At 69.9% G+C, this 20,601-nt stretch carries 16 protein-coding genes; 15 read left to right on the forward strand and 1 reads right to left on the reverse strand.

The annotated features are described in order from the left end of the window. Nucleotides 1-104: 104 nt before the first annotated feature. The gene (locus tag AC6I0Y_RS03985) at nt 105-1,586 is read right to left on the reverse strand and encodes a DUF1846 domain-containing protein (RefSeq protein WP_497733234.1); all 1,482 of its coding nucleotides are present in this window, start codon (nt 1,584-1,586) and stop codon (nt 105-107) included. Nucleotides 1,587-1,849: 263 nt separating this feature from the next. Here AC6I0Y_RS03985 and AC6I0Y_RS03990 point away from each other — a divergent pair, with 263 nt between their 5' ends. The 15 genes from AC6I0Y_RS03990 (at nt 1,850) to ftsZ (ending at nt 20,601) form a co-directional block, all read left to right on the forward strand. Continuing rightward, nucleotides 1,850-2,740, forward strand: a complete 891-nt coding sequence (locus AC6I0Y_RS03990) for a site-specific tyrosine recombinase (RefSeq protein ID WP_497733235.1) — start codon at nt 1,850-1,852, stop codon at nt 2,738-2,740. Between the two features lie 1,305 nt (nt 2,741-4,045). Then, on the forward strand, nt 4,046-4,522 hold the full coding sequence (locus tag AC6I0Y_RS03995) for a division/cell wall cluster transcriptional repressor MraZ (protein WP_160709858.1): 477 nt from the start codon (nt 4,046-4,048) through the stop codon (nt 4,520-4,522). Nucleotides 4,523-4,540: 18 nt separating this feature from the next. Next, nucleotides 4,541-5,497 carry a 16S rRNA (cytosine(1402)-N(4))-methyltransferase RsmH gene (gene rsmH / locus AC6I0Y_RS04000; protein WP_497733236.1) on the forward strand — a complete coding sequence of 319 codons (957 nt, stop codon included), beginning with the start codon at nt 4,541-4,543 and terminating at the stop codon, nt 5,495-5,497. A gap of 134 nt (nt 5,498-5,631) precedes the next feature. Beyond that, on the forward strand, nt 5,632-6,102 hold the full coding sequence (locus AC6I0Y_RS04005; RefSeq protein WP_160709854.1) for an FtsB/FtsL family cell division protein: 471 nt from the start codon (nt 5,632-5,634) through the stop codon (nt 6,100-6,102). A gap of 8 nt (nt 6,103-6,110) precedes the next feature. Beyond that, nucleotides 6,111-7,835 (forward strand): peptidoglycan D,D-transpeptidase FtsI family protein, encoded by a 1,725-nt coding sequence (locus AC6I0Y_RS04010; protein WP_497733237.1) that lies wholly within the window; start codon nt 6,111-6,113, stop codon nt 7,833-7,835. Nucleotides 7,836-7,847: 12 nt separating this feature from the next. After that, a complete protein-coding gene (locus tag AC6I0Y_RS04015; protein WP_497733238.1) occupies nt 7,848-9,350 on the forward strand; it encodes a UDP-N-acetylmuramoyl-L-alanyl-D-glutamate--2,6-diaminopimelate ligase in 1,503 nt (500 codons plus the stop codon). After that, a complete protein-coding gene (locus AC6I0Y_RS04020; protein ID WP_497733239.1) occupies nt 9,341-10,798 on the forward strand; it encodes a UDP-N-acetylmuramoyl-tripeptide--D-alanyl-D-alanine ligase in 1,458 nt (485 codons plus the stop codon). The genes AC6I0Y_RS04015 and AC6I0Y_RS04020 overlap by 10 nt, the downstream gene beginning before the upstream one ends. A 3-nt stretch (nt 10,799-10,801) precedes the next feature. After that, nucleotides 10,802-11,842 carry a phospho-N-acetylmuramoyl-pentapeptide-transferase gene (gene mraY / locus AC6I0Y_RS04025; RefSeq protein WP_497733240.1) on the forward strand — a complete coding sequence of 347 codons (1,041 nt, stop codon included), beginning with the start codon at nt 10,802-10,804 and terminating at the stop codon, nt 11,840-11,842. 9 nt (nt 11,843-11,851) lie between these two features. Continuing rightward, nucleotides 11,852-13,345 carry a UDP-N-acetylmuramoyl-L-alanine--D-glutamate ligase gene (murD, locus tag AC6I0Y_RS04030; RefSeq protein WP_497733242.1) on the forward strand — a complete coding sequence of 498 codons (1,494 nt, stop codon included), beginning with the start codon at nt 11,852-11,854 and terminating at the stop codon, nt 13,343-13,345. Continuing rightward, nucleotides 13,346-14,653, forward strand: a complete 1,308-nt coding sequence (locus AC6I0Y_RS04035) for an FtsW/RodA/SpoVE family cell cycle protein (protein WP_497733243.1) — start codon at nt 13,346-13,348, stop codon at nt 14,651-14,653. 4 nt (nt 14,654-14,657) lie between these two features. Further along, entirely contained in the window at nt 14,658-15,773 is a 1,116-nt protein-coding gene (gene murG, locus AC6I0Y_RS04040) for an undecaprenyldiphospho-muramoylpentapeptide beta-N-acetylglucosaminyltransferase (RefSeq protein ID WP_497733244.1), read from the forward strand. Between the two features lie 35 nt (nt 15,774-15,808). Further along, the gene (gene murC, locus AC6I0Y_RS04045; RefSeq protein WP_497733245.1) at nt 15,809-17,206 is read left to right on the forward strand and encodes a UDP-N-acetylmuramate--L-alanine ligase; all 1,398 of its coding nucleotides are present in this window, start codon (nt 15,809-15,811) and stop codon (nt 17,204-17,206) included. Between the two features lie 12 nt (nt 17,207-17,218). After that, on the forward strand, nt 17,219-18,145 hold the full coding sequence (murB, locus tag AC6I0Y_RS04050) for a UDP-N-acetylmuramate dehydrogenase (RefSeq protein ID WP_497733246.1): 927 nt from the start codon (nt 17,219-17,221) through the stop codon (nt 18,143-18,145). A 175-nt stretch (nt 18,146-18,320) separates the two neighbouring features. After that, nucleotides 18,321-19,154 carry a cell division protein FtsQ/DivIB gene (locus AC6I0Y_RS04055; protein WP_497733247.1) on the forward strand — a complete coding sequence of 278 codons (834 nt, stop codon included), beginning with the start codon at nt 18,321-18,323 and terminating at the stop codon, nt 19,152-19,154. Between the two features lie 322 nt (nt 19,155-19,476). Further along, a complete protein-coding gene (gene ftsZ / locus AC6I0Y_RS04060; protein ID WP_160709974.1) occupies nt 19,477-20,601 on the forward strand; it encodes a cell division protein FtsZ in 1,125 nt (374 codons plus the stop codon).

Here is a 20,601-nt window from a genome sequence, read left to right on the forward strand (position 1 = left end):
CAGAGGCGGCTTCGTTCCCCGCGCCGGGCGTCTCCCCGGGCCCACAAGAAGGGGGAGCCGCGCATCTTGCGCGGCTCCCCCTTCATCGTGCGGTTTTGCCAGGCTTACTTGTGGTAGTAGCGGTGCGACTCGTACTTGGGCTCGCAGCAGATGTTGATACCCAGCGTGCGGTAGAGCTTCTCATCGGTGGCCGAGATGATCACCGAGAAGAACGCGTCGCAGCCGCGCAGCTTGTCGATGTTGTCCACCAGGCGCTCGGCCATGGGGTCGTTCACCGAGCTGATGGAGAGCGCCAACAGCGTCTCGTCGGAGTGCAGGCGCGGGTTCTGGCTCTTCAAGTGCTCGGTCTTCAGGTGGCAGATGGGCTCGAGCACGTCGTCGGAGATGACGTAGAGCTCGTCGCCCACGCCCGAGACTCCCTTGAGCGCGTTCATCAGCAGCGCGGATGCGGCGCCGAGCAGGTTGCCGGTCTTGCCCGTCACCACCGTGCCGTCGGGCAGCACCATGGCGCCCGCGGGAGCGCCGGTCATCTCCTCCTTGAGCAGCGCGGCCGAGCGTGCCGGCGAGTGGTTCGGCGTGACGCCGGCCTGGTTCATGAGTATCTCGATCTTCTCCAGGTCGCGCTCGCCCTGGCCGGAGCGCTTGACCTCCACGGCGGTCTGGAAGTAGCGCCGCACGATCTCCATCTTGGCGGCGTCGCGGCAGGCCTCGTCGTCGGAGATGGCCATGCCGGCCATGTTGACGCCCATGTCGGTGGGGGAGCGGTAGGGGCTCTCGCCGGAGATGCGCTCCATCATGGCCTTGAGCACGGGGAAGATCTCCACGTCGCGGTTGTAGTTGACCGTGGTCTCGCCGTAGGCCTCCAGGTGGAACGGGTCGATGATGTTGTCGTCGTCGAGGTCGGCCGTGGCTGCCTCGTAGGCGATGTTGACCGGGTGGGTGAGCGGCAGGTTCCAGATGGGGAAGGTCTCGTACTTGGCGTAGCCGGCCGTCACGTCGCGCTTGTTCTCGTGGTAGAGCTGCGAGAGGCACGTGGCCATCTTGCCCGATCCGGGGCCGGGCGCGGTCACCACCACGAGGGGCCGCGACGTCTCGATGTAGTCGTTCTTGCCATAGCCCTCGTCGCTCACGATGTGGTCGATGTCGGAGGGGTAGCCGGCGATGGGGTAGTGCAGGTAGCTCGTGATGCCCATGGAGGTGAGCCGCTTGCGGAAGGCGTCGGCGTCGGGCTGGCCGGCGTAGCGGGTGATGACCACCGAGCCTACCATGAAGCCCATACCGCGGAAGATGTCCATGAGGCGCAAGACGTCCTCGGCGTAGGTGATGCCCAGATCCCCGCGCACCTTCGACTTCTCGATGTCGTTGGCGTTGATGACGATGACGATCTCTACGTCGTCGACCAGGCTCTGGAGCATGCGGATCTTCGTGTCCGGCGCGAAGCCGGGCAGCACGCGCGAGGCGTGGTAGTCGTCGAAGAGCTTTCCGCCGAACTCCAGGTAGAGCTTTCCGCCGAACTGCGCGATGCGCTCGCGGATATGCTCTGCCTGCAGGGCGATGTACTTGTCGTTGTCGAAGCCGGTGCGCATGGGCAGGGGTCCTTCCCTCAAAGACGTCGCGATGGTCAGGCGCCCGCGCGAGGGCGCCTGCTCGATTATAGCGAAGTCAGGGCTCCTCGGACGGCAGGCTCGGGCCGCGGCGGTTACGTCCTTGTTAAATAAGTACGCGCGAAGAGGGAAGGGGCGAAGGCGGCAGAGGCGCGGCGCGCGGAGGCGTCTGGAATCTTGCCGCGCCGCCTTCCCCGCAGCGCCTGGCGGCGAAGCGCTACAATGCCTTTCGGAAGGGAGGAGCCATGGAGGAGGCCGTCAGCGAGTACCTGAGCCACCTGCGCATCGAGCGGGGCAGCTCGCCGCGCACGGTGGAGGCCTACACGCGCGACTTACGCGACTACGTCTCCTTCCTCGCCAGCCGCAACGCCCTCGCGCCCGACGACGTCGACCACGCGCTCATCGGCGCCTACGAGGCCGATCTGATCGAGCGTGGCTACGCGCCCGCCAGCGTGAAGCGGCGCGTGTCGGTGATTAAGGGGTTTCACCGCTTCTGCCTGCGCGAGGGCTTCTCCCGCGCAAATCCCGCCGACGCCCTGCCCCTGCCCAAGGTGCCTGATCGCCTGCCTGACGTGCTCTCCATCGCCCAGGTCACGCGTCTCCTCGACGAGCTGGATGGTACGACCCCGCGCGACTTGCGCGACCGCGCCATGCTCGAGGTGCTCTACGGCTGCGGCCTGCGGGTGAGCGAACTTACGGGGCTCAATGGAGATAAAGTGCGCCTGGATGAGGGCTCCCTGCTCGTCACCGGCAAGGGCGAAAAACAGCGCATCGCCCCCATCGCCGGCACCGCTGCCCGCGCGCTCGCGCGCTACCTGGAAGAGGGCCGTCCTGCGCTTGCGCGGCCCGGGTCGCCGGGCGCCGTGTTCCTCAACGCCCGCGGCGGCCGGCTCTCGCGCCAGAGCGTGCACGCCGTGGTCGCCCGTGCCGGCCGTGTGCTCGGCATCAGTAACCTTCATCCGCACACCCTGCGCCACTCGTTCGGCACGCACCTGCTCGAAGGCGGTGCTAACCTGCGCGTCATCCAGGAGATTCTCGGTCACGCCGACATCTCCACCACGCAGATCTACACCCACGTCGACCGCACCCACCTCCAGGCCGAGTACCTCGCCGCCCATCCTCTCGCGCGACGCTAGGCACCCGACGTCGCGTCTCGCACTGCCGGGCCCTCGTCGTCTCCGGGGCGAATTCCCGCCAAAAAGCGAGGTTGTGAGTTGTTTTGGACGCCCGAGAACCCGAGGGCGCGAAAAGCAGCGGATCCTCACCGGCGTTTCCCAGGTCGCGGCAACCTAGGCGAGGGGGCGCGCCTTCTGGGGCTTTGAAAGCGCGTGCTGAGCAGCGCACAACCTCGTTTTTTGGCGGGATTCATGCCCTGAAATCGCACGCCCGGCCCGCGGGCGGCCGCCTTCGGGCGCGTTCGACTGCAGGTGTCGCAAGGGGAGGGGGCCGCCCCCTGCGGTGGGATCGTTCGCGTTCCCTGGCCGCCGACGCCGACTGGGTCGCCCCCCATGCGCCGGCAGTCGCCCCGCGGCCGAACCCCCGCGCCCTGGCGACCGGCTTCGCCCCCCCGCCTGCCTCGGCGACCGCCCGCAGCCGCGTCGCCCCCCCCGCGCCTCGGCGGCCGCCCGCAGCCGCGGCGCCCCCTGATTCTTGGCTCTCGCCCGCAGCCGCGTCGCCCCCCCCTCGCGCCTCGGCGGTCGCCGTTGGCGAACTCGTGCTCGCTTGCTGCCGCATCGCTACATTGCCCCCTCGCGCCTCGGCGGCCGCCTGCGACCGGGGGCCTCGTGCTGTGACGGATAGCCTCGACCTGGGCGCTCCCTATCGCAGCTGCGAGCTTCGGCAGGAGCCTCGGCGGCGGTTTTCCGCTAGGCCGTCTCCTGCGTTTGGCGACGGCCTAGCCATGGAATGTTTCACGTGAAACATTCGTCTCGCCATGATAGTTGCAGCATCTGATCCGCAGCGTGTCTGCTTGACGTTACGCTCCCCGCGCCCGGAAGCAGGCCGCCAGACAGCCGGCGCCCGTTCTATTGCGTTCCAGCCACGCCCGCGCCGAGGCGGACGCCGCCGCCATCCGCCTCGAGCCCCGCCCCACCGCGCGCCCGTCTCCGCCCGCCACCTCCGCCCCGTCGCCCCATCCCAGCGCCCACCCCCACGCTCCTCCGCCCTCGCCCCGCTCAGCCCACCGTTCCTTACGGGCGGTAAACGGCGCTCACAGGCCCTCCACAACGCCCCACCGCCTCGCGTCACCATATTTTGCGCTCCATCATAAGCACCCCACAACATTTAGGGATGCTCTCGCTCAACATACGCGAACACCCGTTTTTACCTGGGCATTCTGTGGGTCGAGAATGGGTCAGTGGGGCATCAAAGTGTTGCGAAGTGGGGCGTTGTGGGGTAATATGCATGACACGAACTCGAGCGAGACCAAGCGGAGAGGAGCCATGGCCAAAGCCGAAGCCACAGAGGAGGAAGCCGTCCAGCCGCGTCGCGCGGTCGACCTTAACGGGCAGCACTCCTTCAAGGTGGACGCGAAGGGCCGCGTGGCGCTCCCCGCAACGTTTCGCAAGGTTCTCTCCAAGGATCTCGTGGTAACCCGCGAGCCCAAGGACGAATGCGTCTACGTGTTCGAGAAGCCTGACTTCAACGACTGGGTGGACAAGCTCTTCGAGGACCGCTTCGGCGGCTACAAGGAGTCCGACCCCCAGCACGTGAAGCTGCGGCGCAAGCTCAAGACGAGGGCCTACGACGTCGAGGTGGATGCCTCGGGCCGTATCATGCTCTCGCAGGACGTGCGCGCCGCCGCGGGCATCGACAAGGACGTGGTCGTCGCGGGCAACACGGGCCGCGTCGAGATCTGGGATGCGAAGCGCTTCGAGCAGATGGACGAGGAAATCGACCTTGGTCTCCTCTTCAGCTGATCGAAAGGCGTGAGCGACGTGACAAGCGAATACCGGCATACACCCGTCCTGCTGGCCGAGTGCCTGGAACAACTCGAACTCAAACCACAGCATACGTTCCTGGACTGCACGCTCGGCTTCGCAGGGCATTCCTTCGAGGCCGCCAAGAGGCTGGGCCCTGAGGGCCTGCTCATCGGGATCGACCAGGACGAGGTGGCCCTCGCGGCCGCCGCCGAGCGCCTGGGGCAGATTCCGGAGGGCCAGCGCCCCCAGCTCAAGCTCCTGCGCGGCAACTTCGGGGATATGGACGAGCTACTCGTAGCGGCCGAGGTGCCGGGGATCGACGCGGTGCTGTTCGATCTCGGCGTCTCGTCGGTGCAGATAGACACGGCGTCCCGCGGCTTCTCCTTCAAGGAGAACGGCCCCCTCGACATGCGAATGGATCCGGGCAAACAAACCCTTACCGCAGCAGAGATCGTCAACACCTACAACGCAGCAGATCTCACTCGGATCATTCGCGGCTTCTCCGACGAGAAGTGGGCCAGCCGCATCGCGGACTTCATCGTGAGGGCCCGCGAAGACGCTCCCATCGAGACGAGCGAGGCTTTGGTGGACATCATCAAGGCCGCCATACCCGCCTCGGCCCGCCGTGCTGGCGGACACCCCGCGAAGCGAACCTTCCAGGCTCTCCGGATAGAAGTCAACTCGGAGCTGACCGTCCTGCGTCGAGGGCTCGACGCTGCGGTCCGCTGGCTCAACCCGGGGGGACGTGCGGCCGTCATCAGCTATCACTCCCTGGAAGACCGCATCGTGAAGGACACGTTCGCCTCGTTCGCGAACCGCTGCACCTGCCCGCCGGACCTGCCGGTGTGCGTGTGCGGCAAGGAGCCGGTGCTCGACATCATCACGCGCAAGCCGCTGCTTCCCACCCCGCAGGAGGTTGGGCGCAACACGCGTGCCCGCAGCGCCAAGCTGCGCGTCGCGCAGAAGCGCTGACGACTCAGGCTTTAGGCAGGGCGGCCCCTGGCGGGCGCGCTGCCTAAAGCCTGATCCGTCTCTAGGGCAAACATGACGATCGGGAAACGAAGGCGGCCGCGCCGGCTCGCCATGCGACGAAGGAGGGCAGACCCATGAGCGCAGCGCATGCCTACGCGCCCGTCGTGGAGCGCGCCCCCGAGCGGTCGCGCCGTCCCGACCGCCGCGCGTCGGTCTCCGTCGTCCGCGGCCAGGGCGCCGACGCCCAGGCCCGCCAGAGCGCGAGCGCGCTCGTCTTCGCGGCCAAGGTGGCCGCGTGCGTGGTCGTGGTGCTCGCCATCCTCGGATTCGTCCGCGTCACCCTGAGCTCGGCCACCGTGGCCACCGCGCTTGAGACCCAGGAGCTCACGTCCCAGATCGACGTGGCCCGCTCCGAGGGCAGCAAGCTCGAGGTGCAGCAGTCGTCGCTGGCCAACCCCACCCGCGTGCGCATCGTCGCCTCGTCGCTCGGCATGGCGGCCCCGGCCTCCACGTCCGTGATCGACCTGTCCGGCGACGTCGTCGTCACCGACGAGGCCGGCAACCTCTCGCTCTCGGGGAGCGCCGCCGCGCTGGCCCAGGGCTAGGCGGCTCCATGGCCTCCCGCCAGCAGCCCCCGCGCGGATCGGCCGGGCGCCCCCGCGCCTCCCGCGCCGCCGCAGCCGTCCCCGTCGGCAGCCGCATGACCATCGCGGTGCTCGTCTTCGCCGCCTTCGCGGCCGTGTTCCTGCTGCGCCTCGTCTACCTCCAGGTCATCGTGTCAGACCACTACTCGGCCATGGCCAGCGAGTCACGCACGGTGAGCTTCACCACCACGCCGCGCCGCGGCACCATCTACGACCGCAACGGCATCGTGCTGGCCACGAGCGTCGAGGCCACCACCATCTACGCCAACCCCTCCGAGGTGGAGGACGTGCCCTACACCGCCTTCCGCCTGGCCGAGACCCTCGGCGGCAAGGAGTCCGACTACGAGAAGATCCTCGAGAGCGAAACCACCTTCGCCTATGTGAAGCGCCAGGCCACGGTGGAGGAGGGCGATGCCGTGCGCGAGCTGGGACTCGCCGGCATCTACTTCATCGCCGACACGCGGCGCGAGTACCCCAACGGCTCCATCGGCGGCCAGGTGGTGGGCTACTGCAACGTGGACGGCGAGGGCATCACCGGCCTGGAGCTGCAGTACAACGACATCCTCAAGGGAACGCCCGGCACCTACTCGGCCGAGCGCGGCAACGCATCGAAGGGGTCCACCCCCATCCCCGGCGGCGTCCACGAGGAGACCCCGGCCGTCGACGGCACCGACATCATGATCTCGCTCGACATCAAAATGCAGAACACCGTCGAGCAGGCGCTCGCCTCGGGCGTCGAGAAGCTCGGCACCGAAGAGGGCAGCGCCGTCATCATGGACGCAGGCACCGGGGAGGTCTACGCCATCTGCTCACTGCCCTACATGGATCCCTCGGACATGAGCAGCTCGAAGGTGGGATCTGACCAGCTCAAGCCCATCACCCAGGCCTTCGAGCCCGGCTCCATCTTCAAGACGGTCTCCATCCTGTCCATCCTGGAGGGCGGCTCCATGACGCCGGAGAGCACGCTGTTCTGCCCGGCCACCATCAGCGCCGACGGCTACACCATCTCCGACTCGCACGAGCGCGGCGACGAGACCTACACCCTGCGCCAGATCCTCGACCACTCGTCGAACATCGGCGTGTCGCTCGCGGTGCAGAACGCGGGCTTCCGGGAGTTCTACGACGACATCCTCCAGTACAACCTCAACGAGCGCACCGGCGTGGACTACCCCGGCGAGGCGAGCGGCACGCTGCGCCCCTTCGAGAACTGGGGCCGCGTCATCGGCTACAACGCCAGCTTCGGCCAGGGCCTGTCGGTCACGCCGCTGCAGATGGTGCGCTTCTACGGCGCCATCATCAACGACGGCGTGGAGGTGACGCCCCACTTCCTCATCAGCAAGCCCCAGACCGGCGAGCGGCCCGAGTACCCGACCGAGAAGGTGGTGGACAGCCCCGCTGCGCTCGAGGACATGCGCTCGATGCTGCGCACGGTGGTCACCGACGGCACGGGCAAGGCCGCCGGCGTCGAGGGCTACGAGGTGGCCGGCAAGACCTCCACGGCCGAGATAGCCGAGGGCGGCGTGTACAAGAAGGGCATCTACAACCTGTGCTTCACCGGGTATATCGACAACTCGTCAAGTCAGTTAGTTTGTTTTGTGGGAGCCAACGAGGTTTCCGGGATGGCCCAGGTGACGCAGATTTTTCACGATATAATGGCCACCGCCATCGAGCAGTACAACATTACCCCGAAATAAGGATCGATCGCTATGGGCAAGCCTTGTTCAGAGCTCTTCTCCGGTGCTGACTGCACCGTCATAGGAGACCCGGCCGTGGAGGTGGAGGGGCTGGCCTACCGCAGCGACCGCGTCCGCCCCGGGGACGCCTTCTTCTGCATCGTGGGCCTCACCACCGATGGGCACACCTTCGCCCAGGACGCCATCGACCGCGGCGCGCGGGTGCTCGTAGCCGAGCGCAAGGTCTACCTGGCCGACGCCACCGATGTCACCGAGGTCATCGTCCCGGACAGCCGCAAGGCCATGGCCGAGGCGGCGGTCCGCTTCTACGACCACCCTTCCGCGTCCTTCCAGCTGGCCGGCGTGACCGGCACCAACGGCAAGACCACCACCACCTACCTCGTGGAGCACATCGCGCGCGTGGCCGGCCGCAAGACCGGCATCATCGGCACGGTGGGCAACGTCATCGGGGACGTGCGCGAGAAGGCCGAGCACACCACGCCGGAGTCGCCCGACCTGCAGGCCCTGCTCGCCCGCATGCGCGATGCCGGGTGCGAGACGGTGGCCATGGAGGTCAGCTCGCACGCGCTCGACCTCATGCGCACCTGGGGCACCCGGTTCGCCGTCACCGCCTTCACCAACCTCACCCAGGACCACCTGGACTACCACCACACCTTCGACGCCTACTTCGAGGCCAAGGCGCTGCTGTTCTCGGGTGACTACCCGGCCAAGCGCGTCATCGGCATCGGCGACAAATGGGGCCGCGAGCTTCTGCGCCGCTGCTCCGAGCGCGGGGACGCCGTCATCACCACCGGCTTCGACGCCGCGGCCCAGATCCACCCTGTGTCCGTGGAGTACGGCGCGGCCGCGACCACGCTCACCCTCGACGTGCGCGGGCGCGAGCTCACGTTCGCCTGCCCGCTCGTGGGCCGCTTCAACGTGGAGAACGTGATGACCGCCTTCGGCATCGGGCTCTCGCTCGGCATCTCCGCCGACGACATCGCGCGTGCGCTGGCCGACGTGCCGGCGCCCCCGGGCCGCCTCGAGCGCGTCCGCGCCGCCTGCGACGGCGGCGTGTCGGTCTACGTCGACTACGCGCACACCCCCGACGCCCTGGCCAAGGCCATCGCGTCGGTGGACGCAGTGGGCGAGGGGCGCACCCTCGTCGTGTTCGGCTGCGGCGGCAACCGCGACGCCTCCAAGCGCCCCATCATGGGCGCGAAGGCGCTTGCGGCCGACTTCGCCGTGGTGACGAGCGACAACCCACGCCACGAGGATCCGCTCGCCATCATCGACGACGTGGTGGCCGGCATGGACGACGCCGCCCGCTTCGAGGTGGTGCCCGACCGCCGCACGGCCATCGCGCGTGCCATCGCGCTCGCCCAGCCGGGGGACGCGGTGCTCGTGGCCGGCAAGGGGCATGAGGACTACCAGCTGGTGGGCGATGAGGTGCTCGCCTTCGACGATCGCGCCGTGGCTGCCGAGGAGCTTGAGCGCGCGTTCGGCGCGAAGGGCGGCGACGCGCCGTGCGCCTGAACGCGAAGCAGGTAGCCGCCTGCACCGGCGGCACCATCCTCATCGAGCCCCTCGGCTCCCGCTCGCTCATGACGGGCGTCACCTGGGACTCGCGCGAGGTGCAGGAGGGCTGGCTCTACGTGGCGCTGCCCGGCGAGCGCGCGGACGGCCATGACTTCGTGGCCGCCGCCCTGCGCGCCGGCGCGGCCGGGGCGCTCGTGATGCAGGCGCCCGACGCGCCCACGATGCTGCTCGCCCGTGAGATGGGCGCCGCCGTCATCGAGGTGCCCGGCACCGCCGCGGCCATCACCGACCTGGCGCGCGCGTGGCGCAGCCACCTGCGCGGCCGCGTCATCGGCCTCACCGGCTCGACGGGCAAGACCACCACGAAGAACCTCGTGCGCGACGTGGCGGCCGCCGGCCGCAGCGTCGTGGCCACCGTGGGCAACCAGAACAACGAGCTGGGCGTGCCCCGCACCATCCTGGCCGCCGACCCGGAGACCGAGGTCGTCGTCGTGGAGATGGGCATGCGCGGCGCCGGCCAGATCAGCGAGCTGTGCGACTTCGTGCGCCCCGACTGGGGGCTTGTCACCAACGTGGGGGAGAGCCACATCGAGCTCCTCGGCAGCCGCGACGCCATCGCCGCGGCCAAAGGCGAGCTCTTCGAGGCCCTGCCCGCCGGCACCGGCCGCGCCTTCGTGAACGGCGCCGACGACTACGCCGAGGCCCTCGCCGACGCCGGTCGCCTCGCCGAGCGCGACATCGCCTGCGTCGCCTTCGACGGCGCGGGCCGGCCCGAGGCGCCTGCCGCCGCCTCCGCGCGCGTGTGGGCCGAGGACGTCGCCCTCGACGCCGAGGGCCGCCCGCGCTTCACCCTGCGCGCTGAGGGCCTGGGCCCCCAGCCGGTGGCCGTGCCCTGCGCGCTCGCCCTGCGCGGGCTGCACAACGTGGCGAACGCCTGCGCCGCCGCGGCGGTAGGCCTCGCGCTCGGGCTCGCGCCCGACGAGGTGGCGCGCGCCCTGGCGGGGTCGCTGCCCGAAGCCGGCCGCCAGGAGGTCATCGCCGCCCGGGGCGGCTTCACCATCGTCAACGACGCCTACAACGCCAACCCCGACTCCATGCGCGCCTCCCTGGCCACGTTCTGCTCGCTCGTCGTCCCCGGCCGCCGCTACGCGGTGCTCGGCGACATGGGCGAGCTGGGAGACTTCGCCGCGGAGTGCCACCGCGGGGTGGGGCGCGCGGCGGCAGGGCTGCCGCTCGACGGGCTCATCTGCGTGGGCGAGCTGGCCTCGCTCATCGCCGAGGGAGCCGTCGCGGCCGGCATGGACGAACGTAAGATCACGCGCGCGGCCACCGTGGCCGACGTGCTGGGAGAGTTGGACGTGCTCTTGGAGCCGGGGGATGCGGTGCTGGTCAAGGCATCGCACTTCATGGGCCTCGAACGCGTCGCCGAAGGGTTGGTCAGCTAAGCCATGTTCTCGACATTCGCCGCATACCCCACGTTCCTCGTGTTCCTCGCCGTGGTCATCTCCATGGTGGTCACCATGGGGCTCATGCCCGTGTGGATCCGCTTCCTCAAGTCCAGCCACATCGGTCAGCAGGTGCGCGCTGACGGTCCTCAGAGCCACCTGGTCAAGCAGGGCACGCCCACCATGGGCGGCGTCATCATGCTCGTGGCCGTCATCGCCTGCACCCTGCTCATCGGCGCTCCCACGCCTGAGATCTGGCTTCTGCTGGGCGCCACGGTGCTCACGGGCCTGCTCGGCCTCATCGACGACGGCTCGAAGGTGGCCCACGAGCGCTCGCTCGGGCTCACCCCCAAGGCCAAGCTCGTCGGCCAGTTCGCCATCGCCACGGCGTTCATCCTGTTCGCCGTCAACCTGCTCGGCGTGGAGCCCACCGTCTCCATCCCGTTTGTCTACACGTTCGACCTGGGCATCCTCACCTGGGTGCTGCCCATCGGGGACGGTATCGCCATTCCCGTGCTCTACCTGCTGTTCGTGAACATCCTGCTCGTGGGCATGTGCAACGCCGTCAACCTCACCGACGGCCTCGACGGCCTGGCGGCGGGCTCGGTCATGATCGTCATGCTCGTGATGGCCGCCATCGCCTACCGCTCCGACCTGCTGCCCTCGGCCATCTTCGCGGCCACGCTCGCCGGCGCGTGCGTGGGCTTCCTCTGGTTCAACTCCTACCCGGCCGACATCTTCATGGGCGACACCGGCTCGCTGGCCCTCGGCATGGCGCTCGGCTGCTTGGCCGTGGTCACCAAGACCGAGTTCGTGTCCCTCATCATCGGCGGCCTGTTCGTGGCCGAGGCGCTCTCGGTCATGATCCAGGTGCTCTACTACAAGAAGACGAAGAAGCGCATCTTCCTCATGGCGCCTCTGCACCACCACTTCGAGAAGAAGGGCTGGTCGGAGACGAAGGTGGTCGTGCGCTTCTGGATCGTGTCCGGCGTCTTGGCCGCGCTCGGCTTCAGCCTCTACTTCGCCGGCTCGCTTCTGGGCTAGGGGGCTGCCGTGGACCTGCGTGATCGCTGTGAGATGCTGCCTGGCCGCAAGGCCGCGCCCGCGCGCCTCGGGCGCGTGCTCGTGCTGGGCCTGGGAAAGTCCGGGCGCGCCTGCGCCGACTACCTGAGGCCGCTCATCGGCACCCGCGTGGAGTCGCTGGCCGTGGCTGCCGGCGTCCCGAGCGAGGCTGCGCTCGCCTGGGCCGAGGCGGCCCGCGCCGACGGCGCCCGCGTGGAGTTCGACCACGAGGCCATCGAGGGCGCCTATGACCTCTGCATCGCGAGCCCGGGCATCTCCGAGCGCTCCGCGTTCTACCGAAGCGCCGCGGCTGCGAGCGCCGAGGTGGTGAGCGAGGTGGAGTTCGCCTGGCGCGAGAGCGCCGCAGACGCGCGCTGGGTGGCCGTCACCGGCACCAACGGCAAGACCACCACCACGGCGATGATCGCGCACCTGCTGCGTGCGGCCGGCCTGGCCGCAGATGCCGTGGGCAACATCGGCGACACCTGCATCGAGGCCGTGGCCGCGGGCGCGACGGACATCTACGTGGCCGAGACCTCCTCCTACCAGCTGGCCTCCACGCGCGACTTCGCCCCGAACGTCGCCGTGGTGCTCAACATCACCCCCGACCACCTCGCGTGGCACGGCAGCCTTGAGGCCTACGCCGACGCCAAGTGGAGGGTGCTCGCCAACCTGGGCCGCGTGCCCGGCGCCGTGGCCGTGCTCGACGCCGTGGACGACGCGGTGCGCGAGCGCGTGCGCGCTCTGCGCGTCCAGGACGCCGCCGAGCGCGGCTTCGCCTACGTGCCCCTGGGCACCGCGCGCGGGCTGGGCTTCGACATGCGCGTGGCCTGCGGGTCCGACAACGCCGCCTTCGTGGCGGATGACGGCACGCTCACCGTGGCCCTCGCCGGCGTCGAGCACCGCCTCTGCCGCGCCGATGAGCTCCAGGTGCGGGGCGCGCACAACCAGGCCAACGCCCTGGCCGCCGCCGCGGCCGCGCTCGCGCTCGGCGCGCCGGCAGAGGCGGTGTCTGCGCACCTGGCCTCCTTCGCAGCCCTCGAGCACCGCATCGAGCCCTGCGGCTCGGTGGCGGGCGTCGCGTGCTACAACGACTCCAAGGCCACGAACGTGGACGCCACCCTCGTGGCGCTCACCGCCTTCCTGCCCCGGCGCCCCCTCGTCCTTCTGGGCGGGCGCGACAAGGGCACCGACCTGGCCCCGCTCGTCGCCGCGTGCGTCGAGCACGCGAGCGCCGTCGTCTGCTTCGGCGAGGCCCGCGCGCGCTTCCTGGCCGCCTTCGCCGGCGCGTCCGTGCCCGTGCTCGAGGCGGCCGGCCTCGAGACGGCCCTCGACGTGGCGCTCGAGGCGGCCGCCCCGGGGGACGTGGTGCTGCTCTCGCCGGCCTGCGCCTCCTTCGACGAGTTCTCCTGCTTCGAGGAGCGCGGCGAGGCGTTCAAGGCCCTCGTGGCCGAGCGCGCCCAAGGGGCCCGGGAGGCTCGCTAGATGGCTGCGGCCCGAAAGAGGGAGCTGCCCGCCGAGGTGGTGGGCCCGCGCGCGGTGCTGCTGCTCTGCGTGCTCGCGCTGCTGCTCATCGGCCTGGTCATGGTGTACTCAGCCGGCTCCATCGCCGATGTGAAGGCCGGACATTCGGTGGTCAGGAGCGTCCAGTCCCAAGCCCTTTACGCGGTGGTGGGCATCGGGTGCGCGCTCGTGCTCTGGAAGGCGCTGCCCTACCGGCTGTGGGCCGGCCCGCTCATCTGGGTGGTCTGGGGCGTCGCGGTGGCGATGCTCGTGCTCACGGCCCTCGTCGGCACCGAGCTCTACGGCGCCCGGCGCTGGCTCGGCATCACCGAGACCATCGGCATTCAGCCCTCCGAGTTCGCCAAGATCGCGCTTCTGCTCATGGCGGTGCGCATCCTCTACCTGCTGCGCCAGGGGGCCTTCGAGCCCCGGGCCGCCATCGTGCAGGTGGTGGTGCTCGTCATCATCCCGCTCGTCTTCCTCTACCGCACCCAGTCCGACCTGGGCACCACCCTCATCTGCTTCGTCGGCATCTACGCCGTCATGTGGGTGGGCGGCGTGCCGGGCCGGCTCATGGCCATCATCGGCGCCGTCGGCGTCCTGTTCGCCCTCGTGGCCGTGTTCGGCACCGGGTACCGCTCGGGGCGCCTGGTCTACCTCGATCCGTGGAACGATGGCAAGGACGGCTACGGCGACGGCTTCAATATCATCCGGTCTTACTACGCGCTGGCCGAGGGCGGCCTGTTCGGCGTGGGGCTCGGCAACTCGCGCGAGAAGTTCGGCTACCTCTTCGCGTCCGACAGCGACTTCATCTTCGCCATCATCGGCGAGGAGCTCGGGCTCGTGGGGGCGCTCGCCGTCATCGGCCTGTTCGTGGCGTTCCTCGTGGCGGGCCTGCGCATCGCCCAGCAGTGCCCCGACGAGCTGGGGCGCATGATCGCCGGCGGCTGCACCATCATGCTCGTGGCCCAGGCATTCCTCAACATCGGCTGCACCATCGGCGTGCTGCCCACCACGGGCAAGCCGCTGCCGTTCATCTCGTCAGGCGGCTCGTCGATCATCGCCACCATGATCATGGTGGGGCTCATCCTGTCGGTCTCCCAGGCCCAGGGCGAGCCGAGCGTCTACGAGCAGCGCCGCGCCGACTTGCGCATCGTGCGGGCCGAGCGCCCGGCGCGTCCCTCATCCGGCAGACCCTCGGAGCGCTCCGGCCGCCGCGGCCCCGACCGCCGCGCCGCGGGCGCCCCCCTCGACCTCGCGCGGCCCGCGTCGCGCTCTCCAAGGAGGTAAGGCCATGCGCGTCATCCTCTCCGGCGGCGGGACCGCCGGCCACATCAACCCCGCCCTCGCCCTGGCCGAGGTGCTGGCCGATCGCGGCTGCGACGTCGTCTTCGCCGGCACGCCCCAGGGCGTGGAGGCCCGCCTCGTGCCCCAGGCTGGGCTGCTCTTCCGCGCCTTCGAGGCCGCCGGCTTCGACCGGGCGCGCCCCGCCTCGCTCGTCAAGGGCGTCTCCAAGATCGCCAAGTCCACCCGCGAGGCCAAGCGCTGGTTCGCCTCCGAGCGTCCTGATGTGGTGGTGGGCTTCGGCGGCTACGTGTCCATCCCCGTGGCGCGCGCGGCCGAGTCCCTCGGCGTGCCCGTGGTGGTGCACGAGCAGAACTCCGTCATGGGCATGGCCAACAAGTACCTGGCCAAGCGCGCGGCCGCCGTGTGCGTCACCTACGCGCAGTCGGCTCCGGCCGGCGTCGAGGCATCCCGCGTCCACGTGACGGGCAACCCCGTGCGCCGCTCGGTCATCGCCTCGAGCCGCGCCGAGGGGCGCGTCATGCTCGACGTGCCCGATGACGCCCTCATGCTGCTCGTCTTCGGCGGCAGCCTCGGCGCGCGCCACCTCAACGAGGCCATCGCCCAGATGCGCGACGAGCTGCTCGCCCGCGATGACGTGCGCGTCGTCCACATCACCGGTCCCAAGGAGCTCGACGCCGTGCGCGACGCGCTCGCGCTCTCGCCCGCGGAGGAGGAGCGCTGGCAGGTGATGGGCTATCAGGATCGCATGGGGGAGACCCTCGCCGCCGCCGACGTCATCGTCTCGCGCGCCGGCGCCACCTCCCTCGCCGAGATATCCGCCCGCGCCATCCCGGCGCTGCTCGTGCCCTTCCCCCACGCCACGGCCGATCATCAGACCACCAACGCCCGCGCCTACGTGGACGCCGGCTGCGCCCTCATGATGCCCGATGCCGAGGTGGGCACCGAGGCCTTCCGCGACCAGGTGCGCCGCCTGCTCGACGACGCGGCGCTGCGCGCCTCGATGACCGAGGCCGCCCGCGCCCAGGGAACCGCCGACGCCGCGGCCAAATTGGCAGATGTTGTGTTAGCCGCAGCGGGCTCCCGCGGCGCTGGGGTACAATAGCCCGATTGTCGGAACCACCTACGGAAGAGGGATCCATGGACCCACGGGACATCGCGTCGCTGCACTTCATCGGCATCGGCGGCGTTGGCATGAGCGGCATCGCGAGCGTCGCCCATGACCAGGGCATCGCCGTCACTGGCTCGGACCTGAAGGAGAGCCGCTACACCAAGCAGCTCGCCTCCCAGGGCATCGCGGTGTCCATCGGCCAGGACGCGGCCAACATCCCCGCGGACGACCCGGTGGTCGTGGTGTCCACCGCCATCCTGGAGAACAACCCCGAGCTCATCGAGGCGCAGCGCCGCGGCCTGCCCATCGTGCACCGCGCCCAGATGCTCGCCCACCTCGGCCGCGACCTCAAGACCCTCGCCGTCGCCGGCACCCACGGCAAGACCACCACGTCCTCCATGCTCGCGAGCACCCTCGAGGCGATGGGGGAGGACCCGACGTTCCTCATCGGCGGCATCGTGCGCGCCTTCGGCACCAACGCCCACTCAGGGCGCGGGCCCTGGTACGTGGTGGAGGCCGACGAGAGCGACAAGTCCTTCACCTACCTGGCGCCCCAGGCGGTCATCGTCACCAACATCGAGGCCGATCACCTCGACCACTACGCCGACCTCGACGACATCTACGAGAACTTCCGCGCCTTCATCGCCTCGGTTCCCGATGACGGCGTGGCCGTGGTCTGCGGCGACGACGCCGCGCTCGTGGAGGTGGCGCGCTCGACGGGCCGCCGCGTGATCACCTACGGCTTCGGCGAGGGCTGCGACGCCCGCGTCATCAAGGCCGCCCCGCACGGGGTAGGCTCCTCGTTCGCCCTCCGGCTGCCCGGCGGGCGCGTCGTGTCGGGCTCGGTCAAGCAGAACCCGGGCAGGCACAACGTGGCCAACGCCGCCGGCGTGCTCGCGCTCGCCGACGCCCTCGGGCTCGACGTGGAGGCCGCTGCCGCCGCGCTCGGCGAGTTCGCCGGCGTGCGCCGCCGCTTCGACCTGGTGGGAGAGGCCGACGGCGTCACGGTGGTGGACGACTACGCCCATCACCCCACCGAGATAGCCGCCACCATCGCCGCTGCCAAGGCCCTCGACTTCAACCGCGTCCACGTCCTGTTCCAGCCGCACCGCTACTCGCGCGCTCCCCTGTTCACCGAGGTGCTCAAAGACGAGTTCGGCGCCGCCTTCGACGAGGCGGACAACGTGGTGTTCATGGACGTGTACCCTGCCGGCGAGGCGCCGGTTCCCGGCGTCAACGGCAAGACGTTCCTCAACGTGGTGCTCGAGCACGAGGGCCACCCGCAGGCGGTCTTCGTGCCGCGCCGCGTGGACGTGGTGCCCGCGCTCCTCGACGCCGTGGGCGAGGGTGACCTGGTCATCACCATGGGCGCCGGCGACGTGACCGCCATCGGCCCCCAGCTCGTCGACGAGCTGCGCCGCCGCTAGGGACTTCGCGCCATGTCCGCCCGTCACGCCACGCCGCTCCAGGCGCTCCTCGTCGACGACGCCTTCGACGGCGACGTCTACCCCCGCGAGTCCATGGCGCGCCACACCACCTACCGCATCGGCGGCCCCGCGCGCTTCTTCGTGCGCGTGGGCTCCCTGTGCGCGCTCACGCGCCTCGTGGCCGTCTGCGAGGAGCAGGGCGTTCCCTGGGTGGTGGCCGGTCGCGGCTCCAACCTGCTCGTAGCCGACGAGGGCTTCCCCGGCGTCGTCATCTCGCTCGGCCGCGACTTTCGCACCCTGCGCGCCGACGAGGAGGCCGGCCGCTTCTACGCAGGCGCCGGCGTCATGCTCTCGGCCGTGGTGCAGGAGGCCTTCCAGCGCTCGCTCGCGGGATTCGAGTTCGCCGTGGGCACCCCGGGCACCGTGGGCGGCGCCATCGCCATGAACGCCGGCTCGCGCGACGAGTGGATCGGCAGCCGCGTGGTGTCCGTGACCACGCTCGCCCCCGGCCGCGGCCTCGTGCGCCGCGCTGGCGACGAGGTGGCGTGGGGCTATCGCTCCTGCTCGCTGCCGCGTGACGAGGTGGTGGTGGAGTGCGAGCTCGCCGCCGCCAAGGCCGACCCGTTCTACATCCGCGGCAAGATGGAGGCCAACCTGGCCAAGCGCAAGAAGAGCCAGCCGCTCAACGAGCCGTCCTGCGGCAGCGTCTTTCGCAACCCGGAGGGCGCCTCGGCCGCGGCCCTCATCGAGGGGCTCGGCCTCAAGGGCGAGCGCATCGGCGGCGCCCAGGTGTCGCCGACCCATGCCAACTTCATCGTGAACACGGGCGACGCCACGGCCCGAGACGTGCGCGACCTCATCGAGCTCATCCAGGAGAGGGTGGAGAAGGCCCATGGCATCCAGCTCACGCCGGAAGTCCGCTTCCTCGGGTTCGAGTAGGCCCGCGGCGGGCCCGCGCCGGGTGCCCATGCCGCGCTCCTCGTCCCGCCCCGCCCCCGCCTCCCGGGGCGGCGCTCCGTCGCGTCGTGCCTCGGGCCCCGCGCCCCGCGCCTCCCGCCCGGCCCCGCGCCCCGCGCCCACGGCGCGCCCCGGCCGCGCCCCGGCCGGCCGCGGCGTGTCCTCGGTGCGCCTCGGCGACGCCGACCGCCTCGACCGCCAGCAGCGCATGCAGCAGGCGGCCCGCCGCTCGTTTCGGCGCGTGGCCGTCGCCGTGGCCGTCGTCATCGCGCTCATCGTGGGCGCCGGCGCGCTCTACCTGTCGCCGGCCTTCACCATCGAGAAGGTGGACGTCATCGGCGCTGAGCACCTGACCAGCCAGGACATGGCCGCCCTCGCCTCCATTCCGCAGGGCACCACCCTGCTCACCGTCGATCCCGGCGCCATCGAGCGGTCCATCGACCGCGACGCCTGGGTGAAGGACGTGACGGTCAACCGCGTGTTCCCTTCCACGCTCCAGATCATCGTCACCGAGCGCGAGATAGCCGCGGTGGTGGAGGTGGCCGCCGACGACGCCGCCACCATCCAGCCTTGGGCCATCGCCTCGGACGGCATGTGGCTCATGCCCATTCCTGACCGCGACTCGGAGCTGGGCCAGGCCATCGCCCCGCAGATCTACGAGGACGCCGACGCCGTGCTCAGCATCAGCGGCGTGCCCTACGGCCTCGTGCCCGAGATCGGCTCCTACTGCACCGACGTCAACGTGAACAACGCGCTCGCCATCGTCGACGGCATGACCACCGACCTTGCCGACCAGGTGAAGAAGGTGTCGGCCACCGACGCCGAGTCCACCACGCTCACGCTCGACAACGGCATCGAGATCGCCTTCGGCACGGCCGAAAACATCCGCGAGAAGGAGCGCATCTGCCTCAAGATCATGGAGGAGAACCCGGGCAAGGTGGCCTACATCAACGTCCGCGTCGTCGACCGCCCCACCTGGCGCGCGGTCTAGGGGCCCAAGCGCGGAGAGGCTGCGCGCGGTTCCCGCAGCGCCCCGAGCAAGGCGAGGAAGCGCCCTGGGGGCGCCGCTGAAACAGCCTAGTGGGCTGTTTCGCCAAGCGAGGACTGTCTGAGCGCGGTGCCCCTCCGCACGCCCCAGGGCTGTCCCCCGATCGCCTCCGCAATCTGTCGAATTATTGTCCAATCAGGCCCTTTGCGATTGCTTTTCGTTGCAATCCATGGGCCATCGTGTACAATTACTCCGCGTGTATCGCGCGCTCGCGCGCGCTTTTCGTGAACGCAGCAGACTTAACGCAGCAGGTGTGGAGGAAACAATGCCAAACATCATAGGCTCGGATCACTTGGCGGTCATCAAGGTCGTCGGCGTCGGCGGCGGCGGCACGAATGCCGTGAACCGCATGGTCGAGGCGGGCGTCAAGGGCGTCGAATTCATCGCGGTCAACACCGATCGCCAGGCGCTTCTCATCTCGGATGCCGACAAGACCATCCACATCGGCGAGGAGCTCACCCGCGGCCTGGGCGCCGGAGCTAACCCCGAGGTGGGCTGCCAGGCGGCCGAGGAGAGCCGCAACGAGATCCGCGAGGCCCTGGCCGAGGCCGACATGGTCTTCGTCACGGCCGGCGAGGGCGGCGGCACCGGCACCGGCGCGGCTCCCATCATCGCCGAGATCGCCCGCGAGGAGATCGGCGCGCTGACGGTGGGCATCGTCACCAAGCCGTTCACCTTCGAGGGCCGCCTGCGTCGCAACCAGGCCGAGCAGGGCATCGACCTGCTCTCCCAGAAGGTCGACACCCTCATCATCATCCCCAACGACCGCCTGCTCGAGATCGTCGACAAGAAGACCTCCATGCTCGACGCCTTCCGCATCGCCGACGACACCCTGCGCCAGGGCATCCAGGGCGTGACCGACCTCATCACCATCCCCGGCCTCATCAACCTGGACTTCGCCGACATCCGCACCGTCATGAAGGACGCCGGCACGGCCATGATGGGCATCGGCCTGTCCACGGGCGAGAACCGTGCCCTCGACGCCGCCCAGCAGGCCACTAACTCCAGCCTGCTCGAGGCGTCCATCCAGGGCGCGTCCCGCGTGCTGTTCTCCATCGCCGGCGGCCCGGACCTCACCCTCACCGAGGTCTCCGAGGCGGCCCGCACCGTGGAGGCCTGCGCCGACGAGAACGCCAACATCATCTACGGCCAGATCATCGACGAGGACATGAAGGACGCCGTCCGCATCACCGTCATCGCCACGGGCTTCAAGATGAACGCCGCCCAGTCCTCCATGGACTTCGCTCCGCTCAAGAAGGACCTGTTCGCCTCCACGGAGGCGCCGGCCCCGCAGCCCACGCCCCAGCCGGTGACGTTCTCCACATCGTCGAGCAACGGCCGCTTCGCCGACGAGGACTACATCCCCGACTTCCTGAAGCGCCAGCGCTAG

This window comes from Adlercreutzia sp. St.1H8 (assembly GCF_059728655.1).